Raw genomic sequence first — 17,245 nt, forward strand, 5'->3', positions numbered from 1 at the left:
ATTGTTTACTCAAAAGAAAGCTCGTCCACATTCAAATCAAGCTCATTATCATTACTGGTTTTTTTCAGTATCGCTATCCCCAGGAGTATCAAGGCTGTTAGCAGTAACACGATTTCACCAGAGTACAGTTTTTGAACTGGAATATCTTTCCATTTTGCCAGCAGATAATAAAACAATACGATCACCACACCGGAGACGCTGTTAAACAAAGACTGAACGCGCCCCTGGAAATCCAAAGCCGTCATTTCCTGAGCCAACGTGGTGAGCAATGCCCAGGAGGAAAAGGACAATCCGATCAGGAAATGATAGAAGATGGCTAAATGGATATTTGAAGTATGGCTGAATAAATAAAACCCAACTACTCCTGCCAGAATTTCAGCGACAATGACTTTAAACATTGAAAACTTCGAAGCCAGCCAGGGATTGAAAAATCCTCCCAGTATGATACCCAGTGAAAGCATTGCTTCAAGCCAGCCAAATTGGGTTACATTACTGTTTAGAACAGTCTTTGCATAAGGTGCCAGTAACACCGGTGCCGTCATATAGGAGACAAAAAATAATCCTTGAGTTAAATACAGTAATAGTAAGGTTCGGCGCGCTAAAATATAGCGTCCTCCATCTATAAATTGTCTGAAAAAAGAGGTCCTCTTTTTCTCTTCATTGGATTTTTTTACAAAAGGAATCCCTAAAAGCAACAAAGTTGCCATTACATAGCAAACCGCGTTTATTGCAAAACATCCCGCAAAGGACGCGCTAGCCAATATAAATCCGGCGCCTCCCATGCCGGCCACAGCTCCCAGTTCATAGGCAATATCAACCATCGCATTCCCGGCCAGTAACTCCTCTTCGTTGACCAGTTCTCTTACGAAACTCATTGCTACAGGAATATAAACTGCCAACAACGTTCCAATCAGTGCGGCAAGTATATAGATTGAAAGCGATGTCATATGATCATTAGCCAGATAGGCAAAACCAAAAAGAACCATTGCACGAGAGCCATTGGCCATAAGCAGCAGGGTTTTTCGGTTCCAGCGATCCGCCAGGACACCAAAGAATGGGCCAAGCAATACATTGGGCAACCAGAAACAAGCCATTAATATTGAAGTCGAGACAACAGAGGTATCAAAACGCATCAGAGCCCAGACCATAATGATATACGTTAAGCCGTTACCGAACATTGCCAGCATACAGCTTAATGTAAACCGTCTGAACTTCGCATCGCTCAACACGCGATATTGATTGGAAAACATAGTAACACCTGGATAAAATCCCAGAGCCAAACACCTACCCTGGTTCGTTATTAAAATTATTAAGCAGGCTATTCTAACATAAAAGCCTACTATTTGAAAACTATGTGTACAATTAGACCATTAATAACCCTTTAAGGCATGAGATCAACTCACGGTAGATTCCACAAATGTGCTGGCAGCTATTGTCTTGCCTGTCAATTAACGTATCATCATTACATTAATCTTTTTGAGTCTGGAATATGTATCATTTTTTTCTGTTGCTCATTAGTTTTATTGCCTTGCTTTGGTCTGCTAATCATCTTGTTGTGGGCGCTTCAGGCATCGCTCACTATTATAAGTTATCACCGCTTTGGATTGGTTTTTCCTTAGTCGCTCTGGGAACGTCTGCACCCGAAATAGTGATTGCGGTATCCGCATCTCTTGATGGCTATACAGACCTGGCGGTTGGAAATGCCGTTGGTTCCAATATTGCAAATATTGGATTAGTGTTGGGTTTAATTGCTTTACTGCGGCCTTTAAACGCCCAGTCTAGCTTTCTCAAAAGAGAATTTCCCTTATTATTCATTGTAATGCTATTCGCATATTCGCTAATGCTGGACGGCTATCTCGGAATCCTCGACAGTTGTCTGGCCTTAATCGTCTGTCTGATTTTTACCGCCTATCTGATAATATCCGCCCGTGAATCCTCTCATCAGCGTCATCTTACTGATGAATTCTGGCGCGCAAAGCTGCGCCAGCAAAGCCTGAAACACCATGTCGCTATGCTGGTTGTGGGTTTAATCATCCTTCCCTTCAGTGCCGATCTCCTTATCACCAACTGTGCCCAGTTTGCCAAGGACTTAGGGATGAGCGAGTTGCTTGTTGGTCTAAGCATAGTCGCTATTGGCAGCAGTCTTCCCGAGCTTGCAACATCGATTGTCGCTGCCAGCAAAGGAGCCGATGATATCGCTATTGGCAATATCCTGGGTTCAAATCTTTTCAATCTGCTGGCAGTAATGATTTTTCCCGGCATCATCCATCCATCGGCAATTAGCCATGCCATCATCTGGCGAGATATGCCCGTCATGTTATTGACCACTTTACTATTATTCTGGTTCAACATGCGTCATAAGAAAAAAATTACTCGCTGGCATGGCGGATTGTTAATTCTGATTTACTGCTCTTATATTTTATCGCTGGTTATTGCTGCGACTCGTTAAATGGCTTACTAGAAGTTACGAAAATTTTGTCTTTCCCGCGAAGGCGGGAATCCATTCATCTATTGGCATTATACCTGGCTCAGAAAATAGATCCCCGCCTTTCGCGGGGATGACAGTTTATATACAGTTGGGCTTAACTTAATGGCTGCCCTCTCTCAACTAGGAAGAGGGGGATTTTCTCTATCAGGGATGACCGTGTGTATGTGTGTGCCCATAATGCTCATCGACAGGAGGCATCTGATGCGCGCATCCATGTCCTAAAAAGGTAGATCTGGCACCATATCCACCGACAGTATAGACTTGCGGTAAGGGATGCCCATGTCCATGGTGGTGATTGTGACTATGAGGAGGCTGGGGAAAGTTATGATGCGGTGGAACATGGTGTTGTGAGTGGACATGACCTGAAGAAGGTACCTGCCCATGCGGCGTAACATGTCCATGCCCCTGTGCTGGTGGTTGATGCCCGTGTGCTTTTTTCATGTAAAACTCCATCTTAATTTATGAGGTTGCTGAACCGATATACAGTCAACTCATCCATAATACAGAGATCTTGTTTAACACTGAAGTCTTTTTGTTTGGCTTTCTCCTCAGCCAATGCAGCCCAGGCGAAGCGCGTCTACCTACACTGTATTTCTATCTGATTCGATCAATGTGAAGGCAACTCCGCCTTAATCCTGGCCTTCTCCTGCTTCTTCGCCCACCGCTTCTCCTGCCAGGTCTGTAGCAGCACATAAAAGACGGGAACAAAGACCACTGCAAGGCAAGTAGAGGCCAGCATACCGCTGCTGACGGCAATACCGATAGAACGTCTGGCATTGGCCCCTGCACCACTGGCGAATACCAAGGGCATGACGCCCATGATGAAAGCGAATGAGGTCATAAGAATAGGCCGGAATCGGGTTCTTGCACCGATAACTGCCGATTCAAGAATGGATTTTCCGTGTATATGCCGCTGCTCATGCGCTACCTCAACAATCAGAATGGCATTTTTGGCAGCAAGCGCAATCAATAATAACAAGCCAATTTGAGTATACATATTATTGGCCAGTCCGAGAGTGGTTAATGCGATGACTGTTCCAATCAGCGTCAATGGAACGCTGAAAATAATGGCGGATGGCGTCAGCCAGTTTTCATACTGTCCGGCCAGAATTAAATAAACCAGCACCAGCGACATGGCAAAAATAATATAGCTTAGATTACCAGCGATTTTTTCCTGATAAGCAGTACTCGTCCATTCATAGGAAAGCCCGGCCGGCAATAAGTTTTTAGCCATTTCCTCCATTGCCTGAATACCCTGCCCCGAGCTGAATCCCCGCGAGGCCATGCCATTAATGCTGCTTGAAGGATATAAATTGTAAAGTGAAATTAAGCCTGGTCCAACAGCCCGGTCAATATCTGTCAGGGTACCCAAAGGAACCATATCCCCTTGTTTATTTCTGACATAATAATTTCGTAAATCATCGATCTGCCCTCTTGAGCCCGCATCAGCCTGCACATAAACTGGGAACACTTGTCCAAATTTAGTGAATAAATTAACGTAACTTGATCCCAGATAAGTTTGCAGGGTTCCAAACGCATCGCCTACTGTAACCCCTAAAGATTCTGCTTTGGTTCGATTAATGGGGGCAGCTACCTGTGGAACATTTGCCCTGAAGGAGGTCATGAGGTTTTGTAATACCGGATCATGGTTGCCATTATCAATGAGATGATCGGTCACACTTTGAAGTTTCTGGTAATCAAAGCTGCCGTCCTGTAACTCCACCTGCATTTGAAAGCCTCCAGACAAACCAAGACCCTGAATAGGCGGCGGAACGACTACCAGGAGTTTTGCGTCTTTGGTTTTTTTGGCAATGTCATTTAATTTGGTATATAAAGCCAGTAAATCCTCATCTTTTCCTCTGAGGCTCCAATCCTTAAACATCACGTACAAAACGCCGGCGTTGGCCAGATTGGCGTTGTTATCGAGGAGAGAAATACCGTCAATACCAATCACATTGTCGATGCCCCCAATTTTGGAAATTTCACTGCTTAAGCGATTTAATACCTCATCCGTTCGCCCCAGGCTCGCACCATCCGGCAGCAAAACACTCAGCACCAGATACCCTTGATCTTCAATTGGAATAAAACCGGTAGGTATTCGTGTTAAACCAAAAATGGCAGCCGCCACTAATAATGCGCCCACCATGCAAACGGTTTTACTATGATGGACCAGCCGGTCAATAAAACGGCAATAACGCTCCTCGATGGGGTTGTAAACGCGGTCAAAGGCTCTGAAAAAGACATTTTTCTTTTTGTTAGGATCTATCGGTCTTAGCCATAAAGCACACTGGGTGGGCTTTAAAGTCATAGCATTGATGGCACTGATTAATGCGGTTACTGCAATAACCAAAGCGAACTGTGCATACATGGCCCCTGTTAATCCAGGCATAAATCCCGCAGGAACGAAAACGGCCATCAGCACTAATGTAATACCAATGATGGGGCCAAATAATTCCTTCATAGCAATAATGGAAGCCTCTTTGGGACTCAGGCCTCTTTCAATATGCTGTGACACGCCCTCCACAATAACAATTGCATCGTCCACTACGATACCGATAGCCAAAACAATCGCAAACAAAGTCAGGAGATTGATAGTATAACCAAGTAACATCATCCCGAAAAAAGTGCCAATTATCGTTACTGGTACAGTCGTTGCTGGAACCAGGGAAGCGCGAAAATTCTGCAGGAACACCACAATCACTATCAATACCAGAATACCCGCTTCAAAAAGCGTTTTGTACACTTCTTCGATAGAGGCTTCGACGAACACCGTTGTATCGAAAGGAATAGAGTATTGTAACCCCGGCGGGAATTTCTTCGCCATTTTCGCTACAGTGGCACGCACTTCTTTGGCGACATCGAGCGCATTGGCACCTGGTAATTGGAATATGCCAATAGCAGCAGCCGGTTTTCCGTTGAGTTTAGCTAACTGGCTGTATGTTGATGAACCCAATTCGACCCTGCCGACATCACGAATCCTTACCACCTGGGCCGAACTGCTGGCGTTGGCATCTTCATCGGGACTAGTATCCACAGTTTTGATAATAATATTGGCAAACTCTTCAGGATCAGTGAGTTGCCCAGGCACATTCACTGTGAACTGATAGGATTCTTTCCCAACAACGGGGGGCGCTGCGACCTGCCCTGCCGAGACATCCTTATTTTGATAACTGATCGCGTTTAAAACGTCACTGGGATTTAAAGAATAGGCCATCATTTTCTGGGGATCCAGCCAGACGCGCATCGCATAGCTTCCCGATCCGAAAATAATGACATTACCCACGCCTGGCAGGCGAGCCAGTTCATTTTGCATATTAATGGTGGCATAACTGTCAAGAAACAGGCCGTCATATTCATTATTTTCAGAGGTGAGCGTAATAAACTGTAGAATGGCGGTCGATTTCTGCTGAACAAGTACGCCCTGCTTTTGAACATCCATAGGCAATTGAGCCATTGCTGCCTGTACGCGATTTTGCACCAGAACCTGGGCAAAATTTAAATCTGTTCCAATAGCGAAGGTAACAATCAGATTATAGTTTCCGCTATTGGTGCTTGTAGATTGCATATAAAGCATATTTTCAACGCCGTTCACCTGCTGTTCGATCGGCAAAGCAACGGTGTTAATCAATGTCTTGGCATCGGCTCCAGGATAAGTTGTGGTGACCTGAATTGTCGGCGGAACAATCGCCGGATATTGAGCCACTGGTAAAACAACAATCGCAACCAGCCCAATGAAAACAATTAAAAGCGCAATAACATTTGCCAGTACTGGACGCTCAATGAAAAATTTAGAAATCATTTCTGTTTTTTTCTCACTTCTTGATTTGAGATTACATGCGATTAATGGATGCTTTCCACAAATGAACTATCAGCAGAACTTTGTGTTCTGGGGTCCACTTTAGTTCCGGGAGTTGCGAATTGTGTACCGGTAACAATAATATTATCCTGAGGGCTTATTCCCTTAAGGATGGCTCGCTGCCCTTCTTCAATACTGCCTATTTGAATTCTTGCCATTTGCACCAGATTTTCTTTATCAACAATAAGAAGGTATGCGCCGATTTGGTCATATTGTATGGCTGTATCTGGTACTGTGAGTTGTATGGATGGTTTCTTAACAGGAATTCTGACTTGTACAAATAAGCCGGGAACCAGAGGATAGTTTTTATTCGGAAGCAGTGCTCTGAACTGCATTGTTCCGGTCGAGGCATTTAAACCCGTGTTGACGAAATCCAGTTTCCCCTCATGTGGAAATCCTGTTTCATTTTGCATACGCACAAAAACCGGAACCGTATTAAGATTATTCGCATTAACTCCTTTGCTTTTTCCGGCCTCTCTTAATTTGATTAAATCAAGTTCGTTCAAATTGATATAGACATAAATTGGATCAATTTGCTCGATTGTGGCGAGTTGAGTGGCCTCGCCATGCCCCACCAGATTCCCTACGTCAACCAGATGACGCCCAATTCGCCCATCAAAAGGCGCGGTTACATGAGTGTAACTATAATTAATTTCTGCTGAATTGAGATTAGCTTCAGCTTTGGCAACTTCCGCCTTGGTTTCATCACGTCTGGCACCCCACTTTTCCACATTTTTTAATGAAGTAGCATTTTCTTTATACATCTGCTGCTGACGCTCATACTCAGCTACCGCAAACGCATAGGCGGCTTTCTGTGCAGCCAGGCTCGCTTTGGCTTCGTCCACCTTGTCCAGATAAGGCTGGGGCTCAATAATAAACAAATCAGTTCCCTTTTTCACAAACGAGCCATCCACGAATTTAATCGCATCGAGATAGCCTTCAACCCGTGCCACCAGATTGACAGAGTTAAAGGCAACCGTATTACCTGTCTGGGAAACATAATCTCCCATTTTCCTGGGCTTTGGATGCTCAACATAAACGACCGGAGTCGGCAGTACCGGAGTGTTTGTTTTAGACTTAAAATGGCTATATAAATATACAATTAGCAGAACAGCGATTATAAGGGCTGCTATTTTTAGCTTTTGTCTCTTCTCAGAATTCATCGTTATCACCAATTTGGAAGATAAAGTTGTTTTAAAACATCCATTTGCGTATTTGGCCTTTGGTGATTTTGCTGTTTCAGCAAATTACCCCAATCGGTTCTTTCGTCCATTTGTTGCTTGATATAATTGGGCAGGATGTCATTACAGCCTCTGATTTGCCAGCCCCCGCCTAAAGAGCGATAGAGTGCAATTAATGATTTCGCAACTTCGCCCTGCGCATTAGTAAGCGAGGTTTCAACTCTTAGCTGTTGACGCTCAGCATCTAAAACGGTTGTATAAATCGCTTCGCCTTCTTTGTAGCGAACCAGGGCTAACCTGGTAGAAGTTCTTGCTGACTGATCAGATTGTTGTAAAAAATAAACTGATTTTCGGCTTTCGATATAACGGCTGATATTATCCTGTACTTCCTGCTGTGCCTGTAAGACCAGATTAATATACTTAAGAAGCGCTTGTTGAAAAGCCGCATCCTGCACACGCACCGCGTTGGTAATCTGACCATAATTTAATAAAGGCCAGGTCAGCGAAGGACCTGCTGTAATACTGCGATTAGACCAGTTGAACAGATCACTTATGGAATTACTGCCGATACTATTCGATGAAAATACAAAATTTCCGGTTAATGTAAGTGCCGGAAACAAATTCGCTTTAATTGCGCCAATTGCTTCGGACTGGGCAATAGCCTCCATGCGGGACTGATAAATATCGGGCCGCCTTACAATTACCTCTCGAGGGATCCCGACAGATACCTGAGATGGTGCCCGGGGAATACCGCGGCTTTTACTAATCAGCGGATTCACCTGGGTAGGCACAGTGCCTAAAAGTAATCCGAGGATGTCTTTCTGATGCTGTAATTCACTGAGTAGTTTGGGCAAACTGGCCTGTGTTTCAGTGAGCTGGGTTTCTGCCTGCTCCACATCAAGCAAACTGGTTTGACCGCCCCGATATCGTGCTTTTGCAATTTTCAAACTGGTCACTTGCAATTGAATGTTTGCTTTTGTAACTGCAACCTGTCTTTCAAGAGTACGAATATTGACATAGGTGTCCGCAATATCGGCAGTTAAGGTGACTAAGGCATTGTCGTAGGCCGCCAGTGAGGCCAGAAAAATTGCATCATTGGATTGAATTGCTCTTCGGTATTTTCCCCAGAAATCAAGTTCCCAGCTGGCAGTAAAACCGAGCGAAGCGGTTTCAAAACTCGAGGGAAGCACGGTCTGCAGTTGGCTGCCGCCAATACGGTAATAGGTATAATCACCAATCATGGCCTGCTGTTGGGGATATAATTCGCCAACAGATTGCGCCAATTGTGCTCTTGCCTGCAAAACCCTTACGCCGGCAATTTGTACGGAGAGATTATTTTGATAGCCTCGCTGAATTAACTCCGTTAAAACAGGATCCTTGAAGATATTCCACCAGTTTGCTGTTTGGGCAGGAGTAGCTTTTACCACGGGGCTGTTCTGTATCCAATGGCCAGCTACAGGCTTTGGCGGCTCTTTATAGTCTGGACCCACCATGCATGAACAAAGTATAAGGCAGAAAAATATACAGCAATATTTGAACATGGAAGCAACAATATCCCTATAGCTAAGTAAGCCTGTTATCCAAGCTCAAAATATAAGTCCATATTATCTATGAATTAGCTAATGAGCAAGCTCCCTGGCATGGAATCATTAGCTAATACATAGCTGCTTCTTTTGACCCTGAGGTGTCACAGGCTCAGCAAGAATAACTTCCTGGATCCTGAGCATGGCTGCTTTGAGCATCTCGGTTAGCCTTTAGCTGCGAGCGATTAAAAAGTAATTTTTCAAAAGCGTCACATTGTCTCTGAAAAAAATCTGCGCGGGATAAATAAAATTTATTATTGTGCGAGTCAGTGCCTAATCGGGCGATAAAATTCTTAAGCCCCTTAAACTGACTTTCTGCTTTTACAGAATCTTCTGAAACACTCATTTCAATTTGAACTGCTTTATTTTCCAATTTGGCTGTAAATCCATGATCCTGTTTTTTCTCGTAAGAAAAGAATTCCACATCCTCAACGACCATGCGAAACAATCTGCTTCCTGCATTGTATTCAACATAGGCCTTGGCATCATCTCTGCAATTTGTTCTATTGAACTTAGAGTTTAGTTCTTCGCACTGCATTGATTTAGAATTAAATTTAAACATGTCGTACCTCCAATCATAGTAAAAGGCGCACTTTATACAGTATTGAAGAAAAATAGGCAAATTAATTAGGCAATGTCCAATTACGGAGAGCACTTAAGGTCTTTATGGACAGCAAAAAAACCATATTGATTAATTTATTCACAGAATGTATACTTTGGACTTTTGTTGTAACAGGTACAAATTGTGAAAAGCAAACAAGAACTTCGCCGGCACTATAAGACACTATTAACACAAGCAAAAAATCAGAAAAATGATATGCAATATAGCAAAGCGGCTCAGCTATGCGACACAATATTGAGCAATCCCAAAGTGCTGAAAACCTTTCCGAAAATAGCCACTTCGGCAACGAAGATCAAGGAAGAGTCAATAAGCCTTGAAATTAAAAAAGCCATCGTGATGCGCAACATCGGACGATTTGCTGATTCCATCCAATCCCTGGAACAATTGAGCCAAACCACTGTCTTAAGCCCTGATACCTATCAAAAAATCCTGCAATTACTGGAGGAGACTGTTGCTGAAGCACATTTAAAGATCAAGGGCATTTTTTCACCCAAAGAGACAATTGATCAGACAATACCTTCAACTGTGCTATGTAAGGAGAGCTATCTTGCGGAAAAGAAAGAAATATTTGCACAGCATCCTCTCAAAATGAAAGAGAGCTTTTCAGCACATGTTGACTGGGTCCTGCGTCTGATTCAGTTTCTTAAACAACACATGCTGAAAGCCAACGATACGTTTCCCTTTATTAAGGAAGAATTCTTGCAGCAGAATGCAGCGGGGGCTCAAAAGCGCTTCTCATTCATGGGTAACATAACACTTCCTTATTTTTCGGGTTATAGAAATGGGATTTCAATTCTTATGCAACGCATGTGCGATCGTTCATTTAAAAATGCAGCGAACGATTATTACCTTGAGGATTCAGTCGATATATTACGTATGCTCTTTGAGACGATTTATCGCTTTCCACGTAATGAGCGCGGACTTCTGACAAAATATTTACCCTGGGGAGAACACTCCTGGTATCTTTTGGATTTTTTTAGTGCCATTTTTGCAACAACTGATCTTTGCTTTATTAATGACGGTTTTGAAAATGGATTATCTATCGCACCTTTTAATTTCGATGGTGACATTGTAAAGCAGAAACTGTTGATTCAATTTCATTCTGTAATGCTAACATTTCGTGCACTGGTTAAGCATAGCATTACTGATATTCTTACCAAGGATTTGGATGTCTTGTCTGTCTTTTTTGAGCAGGTTAAAAATCATCTTTCATCCGGCACTCCCCTCACCCCAATGGCGAAGCCTGAGAACCTTGAAACACTGCTAAGATTTAGCAAGCATAGTTTTCTTTTACTTAAACTCATCGCTCTACTGCCGAGAAATTATGCTAAATCCACTTACAGCCTGGAAGTTATCCAGGAAACCGGCGTCTCTCTTGATACGATTGAATCAGTTGACAAGCAAAAATTATGTGAATGGCTAGCTAATAAGTCAGAACCGATTACCCCCATTGACAAGTTTTTACCTGCCGATAACAAAAAACCAGAGTCTGAACCTGAAAAAGGACATCCTTTCTGGTCCCAATCACTTTTGGAATCGACTCAAAAAGCCACCAAGAGACAACAACTCACGTTGTGTGCTATCAAGGATAGCAATCAGTTAGCTCCCCATACCCGCTTCCAGATACTGGGTTTTGATGATTTTAAAAGTATTAAAAATCGCTTATCGCTTTTGCGAGTACTGGAGATGACCGGTGAATTTTTTATGCCCAGAAATTGGGGAAATAAGCAAAAAACACTGGATATTATTGACATCGATATGGTTGGAAAAATCAGAAGCGCCCTTTCGCATCCTGAAGAACGAGAGCATTTGTCAGTTATAAAAGATTTGGAAAAAGATCCAGTACTCCTTGAGCAGCTTCATAATGAATTAATGATTTTCAGTGGCTCGGTTTATGAACTCGTTGTGTCACGCGAAAGTGAGTTGGACTGGCAAGTAGAGGATACCAGCTCAGGATATGATGATTGGAAAGATGCCATGGACCTGTATTGGCAATCCATTAAAAAGCATTATTCTCTGGATAAAAAAACATCCCCTCACATTCTTACCAAGCCGCTTTTGGAAGAAACAGAGCGCGATACCCTATTGGGACTGGTACTCCCTGCTCATCATAAAATGCTCAAGGACTGTCTTGCCAATGACGTCAGTTTTTTCTTCGCCAATAAAAAATCACCCCTTAATCTTTTCGACGAGATTACTGCTAATCTATCCTCTACAGATAAGAAACAGAATGCAGATAAAAGACAAGTAAAGAAATTATTGACGAAAGCCGATAAAATCTACAGAGTGTATAAAAGCGATTTTGAAACTAAAAAAAGAAAGGAAGATACGCTTAATAATCAACGTATTAAACAAAATCAGGCCGATGCGATGACCAAGCATTACCCAGGAATTCTTCAAGTTGCAAAAACATTCTGGAAAGCTGAGACAACTGACTCCAATGATCTTTCCGAAATACTGGAAAAATTGATCGATCGTCTTGATCTGCTCACTGCCTTGCTGGAAGAAGAAAAGCTCGATGATGATTCACTTCGTGAATTTCAGGAATTGTTACATACCAGAATTAAGGATGATATCCGTTTTTCACAAAGTATTGCCTATTTGCTTGGTCAGATTATCTCTTGCATCAATAAATTATCCAGCCTTTGTGATTTAAGTCTGATCAATCAGACCTTACATGATAAACTGGGAGATCTTATTTCTTTACGTAATGCGCTTGAACATTCCGACCCATTTGTGGAAAGCTCCGTCACTTCTTTTTATAATATGTTCAGTCCTCTTACACAGCTAATGGCCTGCACCGTCGGAGAAATTGTTTTCTATTTTAATCCGGACATAAAGGACTTTCAAACGAGATTAAAAATTCAATTTCCAGATATGGATTACGAGGGATTAACCTCTGCGAGTTCCAGCTATTCTGGCAGCACCAGCAATCTGCCATCGCTTATAAGTCCAACTGGTTTACGGGTTAAGCAAGAGAATGCGCTACGTCTTTCCGGTTTTGTTTTTGCACAGGAAGAAGTCAGAAAGTCTCCTTCTCCTGAGGGAATGGATGATTTTTTTCAGGCAGAGGACGATCTGGTACTTATGAACCTGAACGAAGAACTGGAAAAAGAAGAGGAAGAACAACCTGCCGTCAATCTGACACGATCAGGATCGGAGTTTTATCGTATGCGTTTTTTTGAGAGAGAATGTACTTCGCCCACTGCTGTTTATGCTAATGATGCCGAGTATCAGGCAGACTCAGATGCGGAATTTGATATATTTCAGACTCCTGAACGACCTAGATAGAGTTTTCTGAATACCATTCGCAAAAATTCTGATTCAGCATATACTTGCCTATAAGTAATGCTGAATCACTAGTATGAATAAATTCTATTTTTCCTGGATCCCTTTGATTATCGGCGCAAGCAGCGGTCTCTTTTTGGTACCGCTTTTCGGCTTTGCTGCCATATTAATTAATGTTTATCTGATAGCTCCGGAGAGTTCCAATACCAGCTCTCTTTTTTTTCTTTTGGCGTTTTCCTATGCTGTTGCCATGTATTTCACCGGCTTTATCAGCGGCCAACTTTACACCTCAGGAGTACAGAAGCAGTATTTTGGGTTTCTCATTGGCTTCCTTGCCTGGTCTATAGTACTAATAGTGCTTATTATACTTCTAAATAACGGCATTCAATATTCAAACGCTCATTTCAGGACAATCAGCATACGAATAGTCCGTACCTCATTAGAATTACATGATGGTTTCTCAGTCTCGCATGGCTATATCAGTATGGTTACGCTTGAACCCAAAGCAAGCTTTCTGACCTTTTTTTACGGCGCCTTGTGCAGCAGCCTTGGAGGCTACCTGGGTTTTCAGAAAAAACAGAAAAAGCAGGTTAAGTAATGATTATCATGGTGCTTGGCGCAACCGGGTTTGTTGGAACTCATTTAACGAGAAAACTCTTAAATGAAGGGCATGAGATCCATGCAGTCGTCAGGACGATTGAGACAGGTCAGGAACTGTTCCCCTCAGCCACTCTGATAAAATGCGACTTTACAGAACAGCAAAACCTCGAAGAGTGGATGTTACGCATGAAAAATGTGGATGTAGTCATTAACTGTATCGGCATATTTTATCATCGAAACCCATCCATAGTCTGGCAAATTCATTTCAATTCTCCCCGTGTTATTTTCGAGGCAGCTTTAAAAGCCGGGGTAAAAAAAATAATTCAGCTCTCAGCTCTGGCAGTCGAACACTATGATTCAGAATATGCCAAAAGCAAACTGGAGCTTGATAATTATTTACTAACACTACCTGTTCAATCGCTGATTTTCAGACCCTCATTTATTTACGGGCCTGGTTCAGAGGGAGGCATGGCCTTGTTAATGACAATGGCCTCTTTTCCGATTATCCCACTGCCAGAAAAGGGCGAGCAGCTGCTACAACCTATTCATATCGATACATTATGCACCGCAATTTCAAACATGGCTTCTTTACCTCACGGCCCATCTTACGTTTTAACGGCAGTTTCTCCTGCAGCAATATCACTAAAAACAATTCTGGGCAGTTTACGCCACTGGCTTCAGTTACCAAAAAGGATTTTTGTTCAAGTTCCAATGGTATTAATTAAGACAATGGCCTGGTTCGGTAATTTCAGTTCCTCATCAAAAATTAATTCCCCGGCTATCAGCATGTTGAGTAGTAATAATATAGCGACAGCCGAAGAGACTTCAGCTTTTTACCAGATTACAGGCGTCAACCCCGAATCCTTTAAAGAGGGGCTTGAAAAAAAACCAGGTACCGATGGAGATCGCTGGCAGGCACGATTAGGATGGCTAAGACCATTGCTTCGTCTAAGTCTGGTTTTTATGTGGTTCGCCAGTGCCTTGACCAGCGCATTCTTTGCCCAGGAAACATCCTATCTAATTTTAAAGCAGGCCGGAGTTCCGGACACGTTGCAATCCCTGCTGTTGTTTGGTGCCTCCTTTATTAATTTTCTGCTTGGACTAGGGCTGTTATTCAATTTCAGGACGCGTAGCAATTGTATGGTTCAGCTGCTCATTATTGTTATTTATACCTTAATCATCAGCGTTCAATTGCCTTATTACTGGCTGGAGCCTTTTGGCTCCGTTGTAAAGAATATCCCGATTATGGTTGCCATCCTTATTCTCTATTTCACTGAGCCTGTCTCATCCGCTCATTGAGAAGGCGTTGCCCCTTTATTATGCAGTTCAGCCGAAACCTCATCACTAGTTTCAGGACCCACTATTTTTTCGCCTGCGGATTGGAATACCCCTTTACTCATTGACTTTGCTAACAATCCACTGGCAGGAACCTGAACAGAAGTAGTCGTGGTAGTTGTAGTGGCTGATGGCTCGCTTCTCGGATGCTTTCTTTTTAATACTAATTCTTCCTCAGAAGAGCTTTCTTTTGAATCATAGGATTCTTTTTCCTTTTCTTCTTCTGAAAATCGGCCCCATTTTCCTCTTCTCCCCCCTGCCATATTCAGTGATGAAAGCCCTGGTTCTGATTGAGTACTGGCCTGAAAAGTACCTTTAAAATATTTTTTAAATTCTTTTTTAGTAATATCCACAGGAAAATCAATAATATAATTATCACCATCCGAAGATAAATCGAAGCTGTCTACATTGATTTCCGGGATAACCGTCATATCAGCTCGCCAGCTTCTGTTTCTTTTATCTATAAAGTTAGTCATTTCCTTTAAAAAAATACCCATATCTTTTTTATTGATTGTAACCGAGATTCCAACCGGCTCTTTATAGAAGCTGGACTGCCTATAGTCGTCTAAATCCTTATACATTTCACTAAATTTAATTGCCTCTGTTTTGCTATGAAAAACCACCCCTCTATCAAGTTCATCTTCTGTGACATCGTCATCTGTTACGATATAAACCCTGGAATAAGGCAAAGCCCCATGCAAATCAACTGCTTTTCTCAATTCATTTTGCCCGGATACCTCGACAAGGGTATTGAAACGACAATCTTTATTTTTCCCGACATTCCCAATGCCATTATGGACTTCTTTTAGTGTATGCATAGCATAGTTGGATAAAGACATTGATTGATTGGGGAGATTTCTGCTCATTCCTGCACCCGCCAGTAAAAATGCGGGTACTGCCTTTGCGCTTTTAGTCAGCATGGATAAGGAGTCCTGTAAATCTGATTGACGGTAACGCCTTCGTGATGTGTTGGTATTAATCCAGTCTTTTCTTACATACACTTCCATGATTTTCATAATCAGCTCCCTACCAATTTTTCTCCTTCTTAAAGTATAATTTAGATTTTGTATTGGTCTATCTGCATCCAATTTGCGCAGTCACAAAGAAAAGGTAAACATCCAGCAGCAAATTAAAATTATGAGGTTTAAATTTTTAAATTGTAATCTATACTTAAAAAGTAAACCGGAGAGGTTTGCGAAATGTATCTTCTGTAGAGGAAGTTGTTTGGAAATTTCGTAGGTTACTCTTTCATATACTCATTCATCTCTCTACAGTTTAAACTTTTAGTCATGTAAATAAGGAGATTTACAAAATGAAGATTATTACTATAGCCTTTGCAGCCTTAGCTATGTTATTCAGTGCAGCTTCCTTTGCTGATAAAGTGGTTATTACTGGTTCCCCCGTAGTGTTAGAGCAAAAAGGTAATGTGTATTATGTGCCTGAAACCTATAGTGCTACTACTGACTATAATTATGTAACAATCGGTGGAACGAATCGCGTTTGTTACCTGCAACAACAACCCAACCTTGCGTCTCTTAACAATGAAGTAATTAACGTTGAAGTCGGTGGAAAACAAGTCCAATGGACCTGCTATGCCTATGATGAAACTTATTTTACTACAAATTAAGTAGAGCTAGTAAAATAATAGCGGTGATAAACCGCTATTATTTTATTCATTAATACGTTTTGATATTGCGCCGTCACATCACTAGTATTGCGCTGTCGCATCACTGGCAGGAAATGTATCTTCAATTGTTTCATCCAATTCTTCTTCAGTTTCAGGAATGGGATCTTTTGCCCGTTTGGATTTATTCTCATCAGACTTTGGAATAACTTTCTTTTTTTCTTCATGATTTTTGTTAGCCATGAGGTTCTCCTTTAGCTGCTTTCTTAATTTAAGTATAGACCCTCACTAAAAAGACCGAAATTCTGAGTACTCTCTCCAGGGGAGATCCTCCCTGACACAGTCTGTGACATGAGCAAGACTTGGCCCCTGCTTCAACCAATGAAAAAACGCCTCCAGTTTCTCATTTTCACCACAGGCCATTACTTCAACCCGGCCATCGGCCAGGTTACGGACCCAGCCCTTAATGCCTAACTGTTCGGCCTCTTCTCTGGCAGAAGCCCGAAACCATACACCTTGAACTTTGCCTGATATAAAACAGTGCAAGCAGGATACTGACATCGCTTTACTCCCTAAAATAGCCCATAACAGAGAAACATTACTACTATCTTAAAAACTCCTCTACAATTAATAATGAATGATGAGAAAAAATCTATTTTTCATTTCGC

Annotated in this window: 14 protein-coding genes; 5 read left to right on the top strand and 9 right to left on the bottom strand. The window is 42.2% G+C overall.

Annotated elements, in window-relative coordinates; all coding sequences use genetic code 11:
* Positions 1–5: 5 nt before the first annotated feature.
* Positions 6–1,250, bottom strand: coding sequence for an MFS transporter (locus LXA66_RS03295; protein WP_233011899.1), 1,245 nt, complete (start codon positions 1,248–1,250; stop codon positions 6–8).
* Between the two features lie 239 nt (positions 1,251–1,489).
* Between LXA66_RS03295 and LXA66_RS03300 the strand changes: the two genes are divergently transcribed.
* The gene (locus LXA66_RS03300; protein WP_233011900.1) at positions 1,490–2,449 is read left to right on the top strand and encodes a calcium/sodium antiporter; all 960 of its coding nucleotides are present in this window, start codon (positions 1,490–1,492) and stop codon (positions 2,447–2,449) included.
* Between the two features lie 183 nt (positions 2,450–2,632).
* Here LXA66_RS03300 and LXA66_RS03305 read toward each other — a convergent pair whose 3' ends face one another.
* From LXA66_RS03305 to LXA66_RS03325, 5 genes are all read right to left on the bottom strand, one after another.
* Entirely contained in the window at positions 2,633–2,929 is a 297-nt protein-coding gene (locus LXA66_RS03305; protein WP_146740003.1) for a hypothetical protein, read from the bottom strand.
* A 166-nt stretch (positions 2,930–3,095) separates the two neighbouring features.
* The gene (locus tag LXA66_RS03310; protein WP_233011901.1) at positions 3,096–6,287 is read right to left on the bottom strand and encodes an efflux RND transporter permease subunit; all 3,192 of its coding nucleotides are present in this window, start codon (positions 6,285–6,287) and stop codon (positions 3,096–3,098) included.
* Between the two features lie 41 nt (positions 6,288–6,328).
* Positions 6,329–7,507 (bottom strand): efflux RND transporter periplasmic adaptor subunit, encoded by a 1,179-nt coding sequence (locus tag LXA66_RS03315; RefSeq protein WP_233011902.1) that lies wholly within the window; start codon positions 7,505–7,507, stop codon positions 6,329–6,331.
* A 5-nt stretch (positions 7,508–7,512) separates the two neighbouring features.
* A complete protein-coding gene (locus tag LXA66_RS03320) occupies positions 7,513–9,066 on the bottom strand; it encodes an efflux transporter outer membrane subunit (RefSeq protein ID WP_233011903.1) in 1,554 nt (517 codons plus the stop codon).
* A 154-nt stretch (positions 9,067–9,220) separates the two neighbouring features.
* Positions 9,221–9,670, bottom strand: coding sequence for a hypothetical protein (locus LXA66_RS03325; RefSeq protein WP_233011904.1), 450 nt, complete (start codon positions 9,668–9,670; stop codon positions 9,221–9,223).
* Between the two features lie 183 nt (positions 9,671–9,853).
* On the opposite strand from LXA66_RS03325, the gene LXA66_RS03330 reads away from it, so the two are divergent.
* The 3 genes from LXA66_RS03330 (at position 9,854) to LXA66_RS03340 (ending at position 14,917) form a co-directional block, all read left to right on the top strand.
* Positions 9,854–13,021, top strand: coding sequence for a hypothetical protein (locus tag LXA66_RS03330; protein WP_233011905.1), 3,168 nt, complete (start codon positions 9,854–9,856; stop codon positions 13,019–13,021).
* A gap of 73 nt (positions 13,022–13,094) precedes the next feature.
* A complete protein-coding gene (locus LXA66_RS03335; protein ID WP_233011906.1) occupies positions 13,095–13,616 on the top strand; it encodes a hypothetical protein in 522 nt (173 codons plus the stop codon).
* Entirely contained in the window at positions 13,616–14,917 is a 1,302-nt protein-coding gene (locus LXA66_RS03340) for an SDR family oxidoreductase (protein ID WP_233011907.1), read from the top strand. Before LXA66_RS03335 ends, LXA66_RS03340 begins: the two co-directional genes overlap by 1 nt.
* On the opposite strand, the gene LXA66_RS03345 is transcribed toward LXA66_RS03340, so the two are convergent.
* The gene (locus LXA66_RS03345) at positions 14,911–15,969 is read right to left on the bottom strand and encodes a hypothetical protein (protein ID WP_233011908.1); all 1,059 of its coding nucleotides are present in this window, start codon (positions 15,967–15,969) and stop codon (positions 14,911–14,913) included. The genes LXA66_RS03340 and LXA66_RS03345 overlap by 7 nt on opposite strands.
* A 296-nt stretch (positions 15,970–16,265) precedes the next feature.
* On the opposite strand from LXA66_RS03345, the gene LXA66_RS03350 reads away from it, so the two are divergent.
* The gene (locus tag LXA66_RS03350; RefSeq protein ID WP_133138718.1) at positions 16,266–16,580 is read left to right on the top strand and encodes a hypothetical protein; all 315 of its coding nucleotides are present in this window, start codon (positions 16,266–16,268) and stop codon (positions 16,578–16,580) included.
* Positions 16,581–16,661: 81 nt separating this feature from the next.
* Here the strand turns inward: LXA66_RS03350 and LXA66_RS03355 are convergent, their stop codons facing one another.
* Together LXA66_RS03355 and LXA66_RS03360 are read right to left on the bottom strand one after the other, a co-directional pair.
* Complete coding sequence (locus LXA66_RS03355; RefSeq protein WP_233011909.1) at positions 16,662–16,820, bottom strand: hypothetical protein; 159 nt, start codon at positions 16,818–16,820, stop codon at positions 16,662–16,664.
* Positions 16,821–16,865: 45 nt separating this feature from the next.
* Complete coding sequence (locus LXA66_RS03360) at positions 16,866–17,138, bottom strand: acylphosphatase (RefSeq protein ID WP_233011910.1); 273 nt, start codon at positions 17,136–17,138, stop codon at positions 16,866–16,868.
* Between the last annotated feature and the right edge of the window lie 107 nt (positions 17,139–17,245).

Source organism: Legionella sp. 16cNR16C (assembly GCF_021297775.1).
Classification (GTDB): Bacteria; Pseudomonadota; Gammaproteobacteria; order Legionellales; family Legionellaceae; genus Legionella_C; species Legionella_C quinlivanii_A.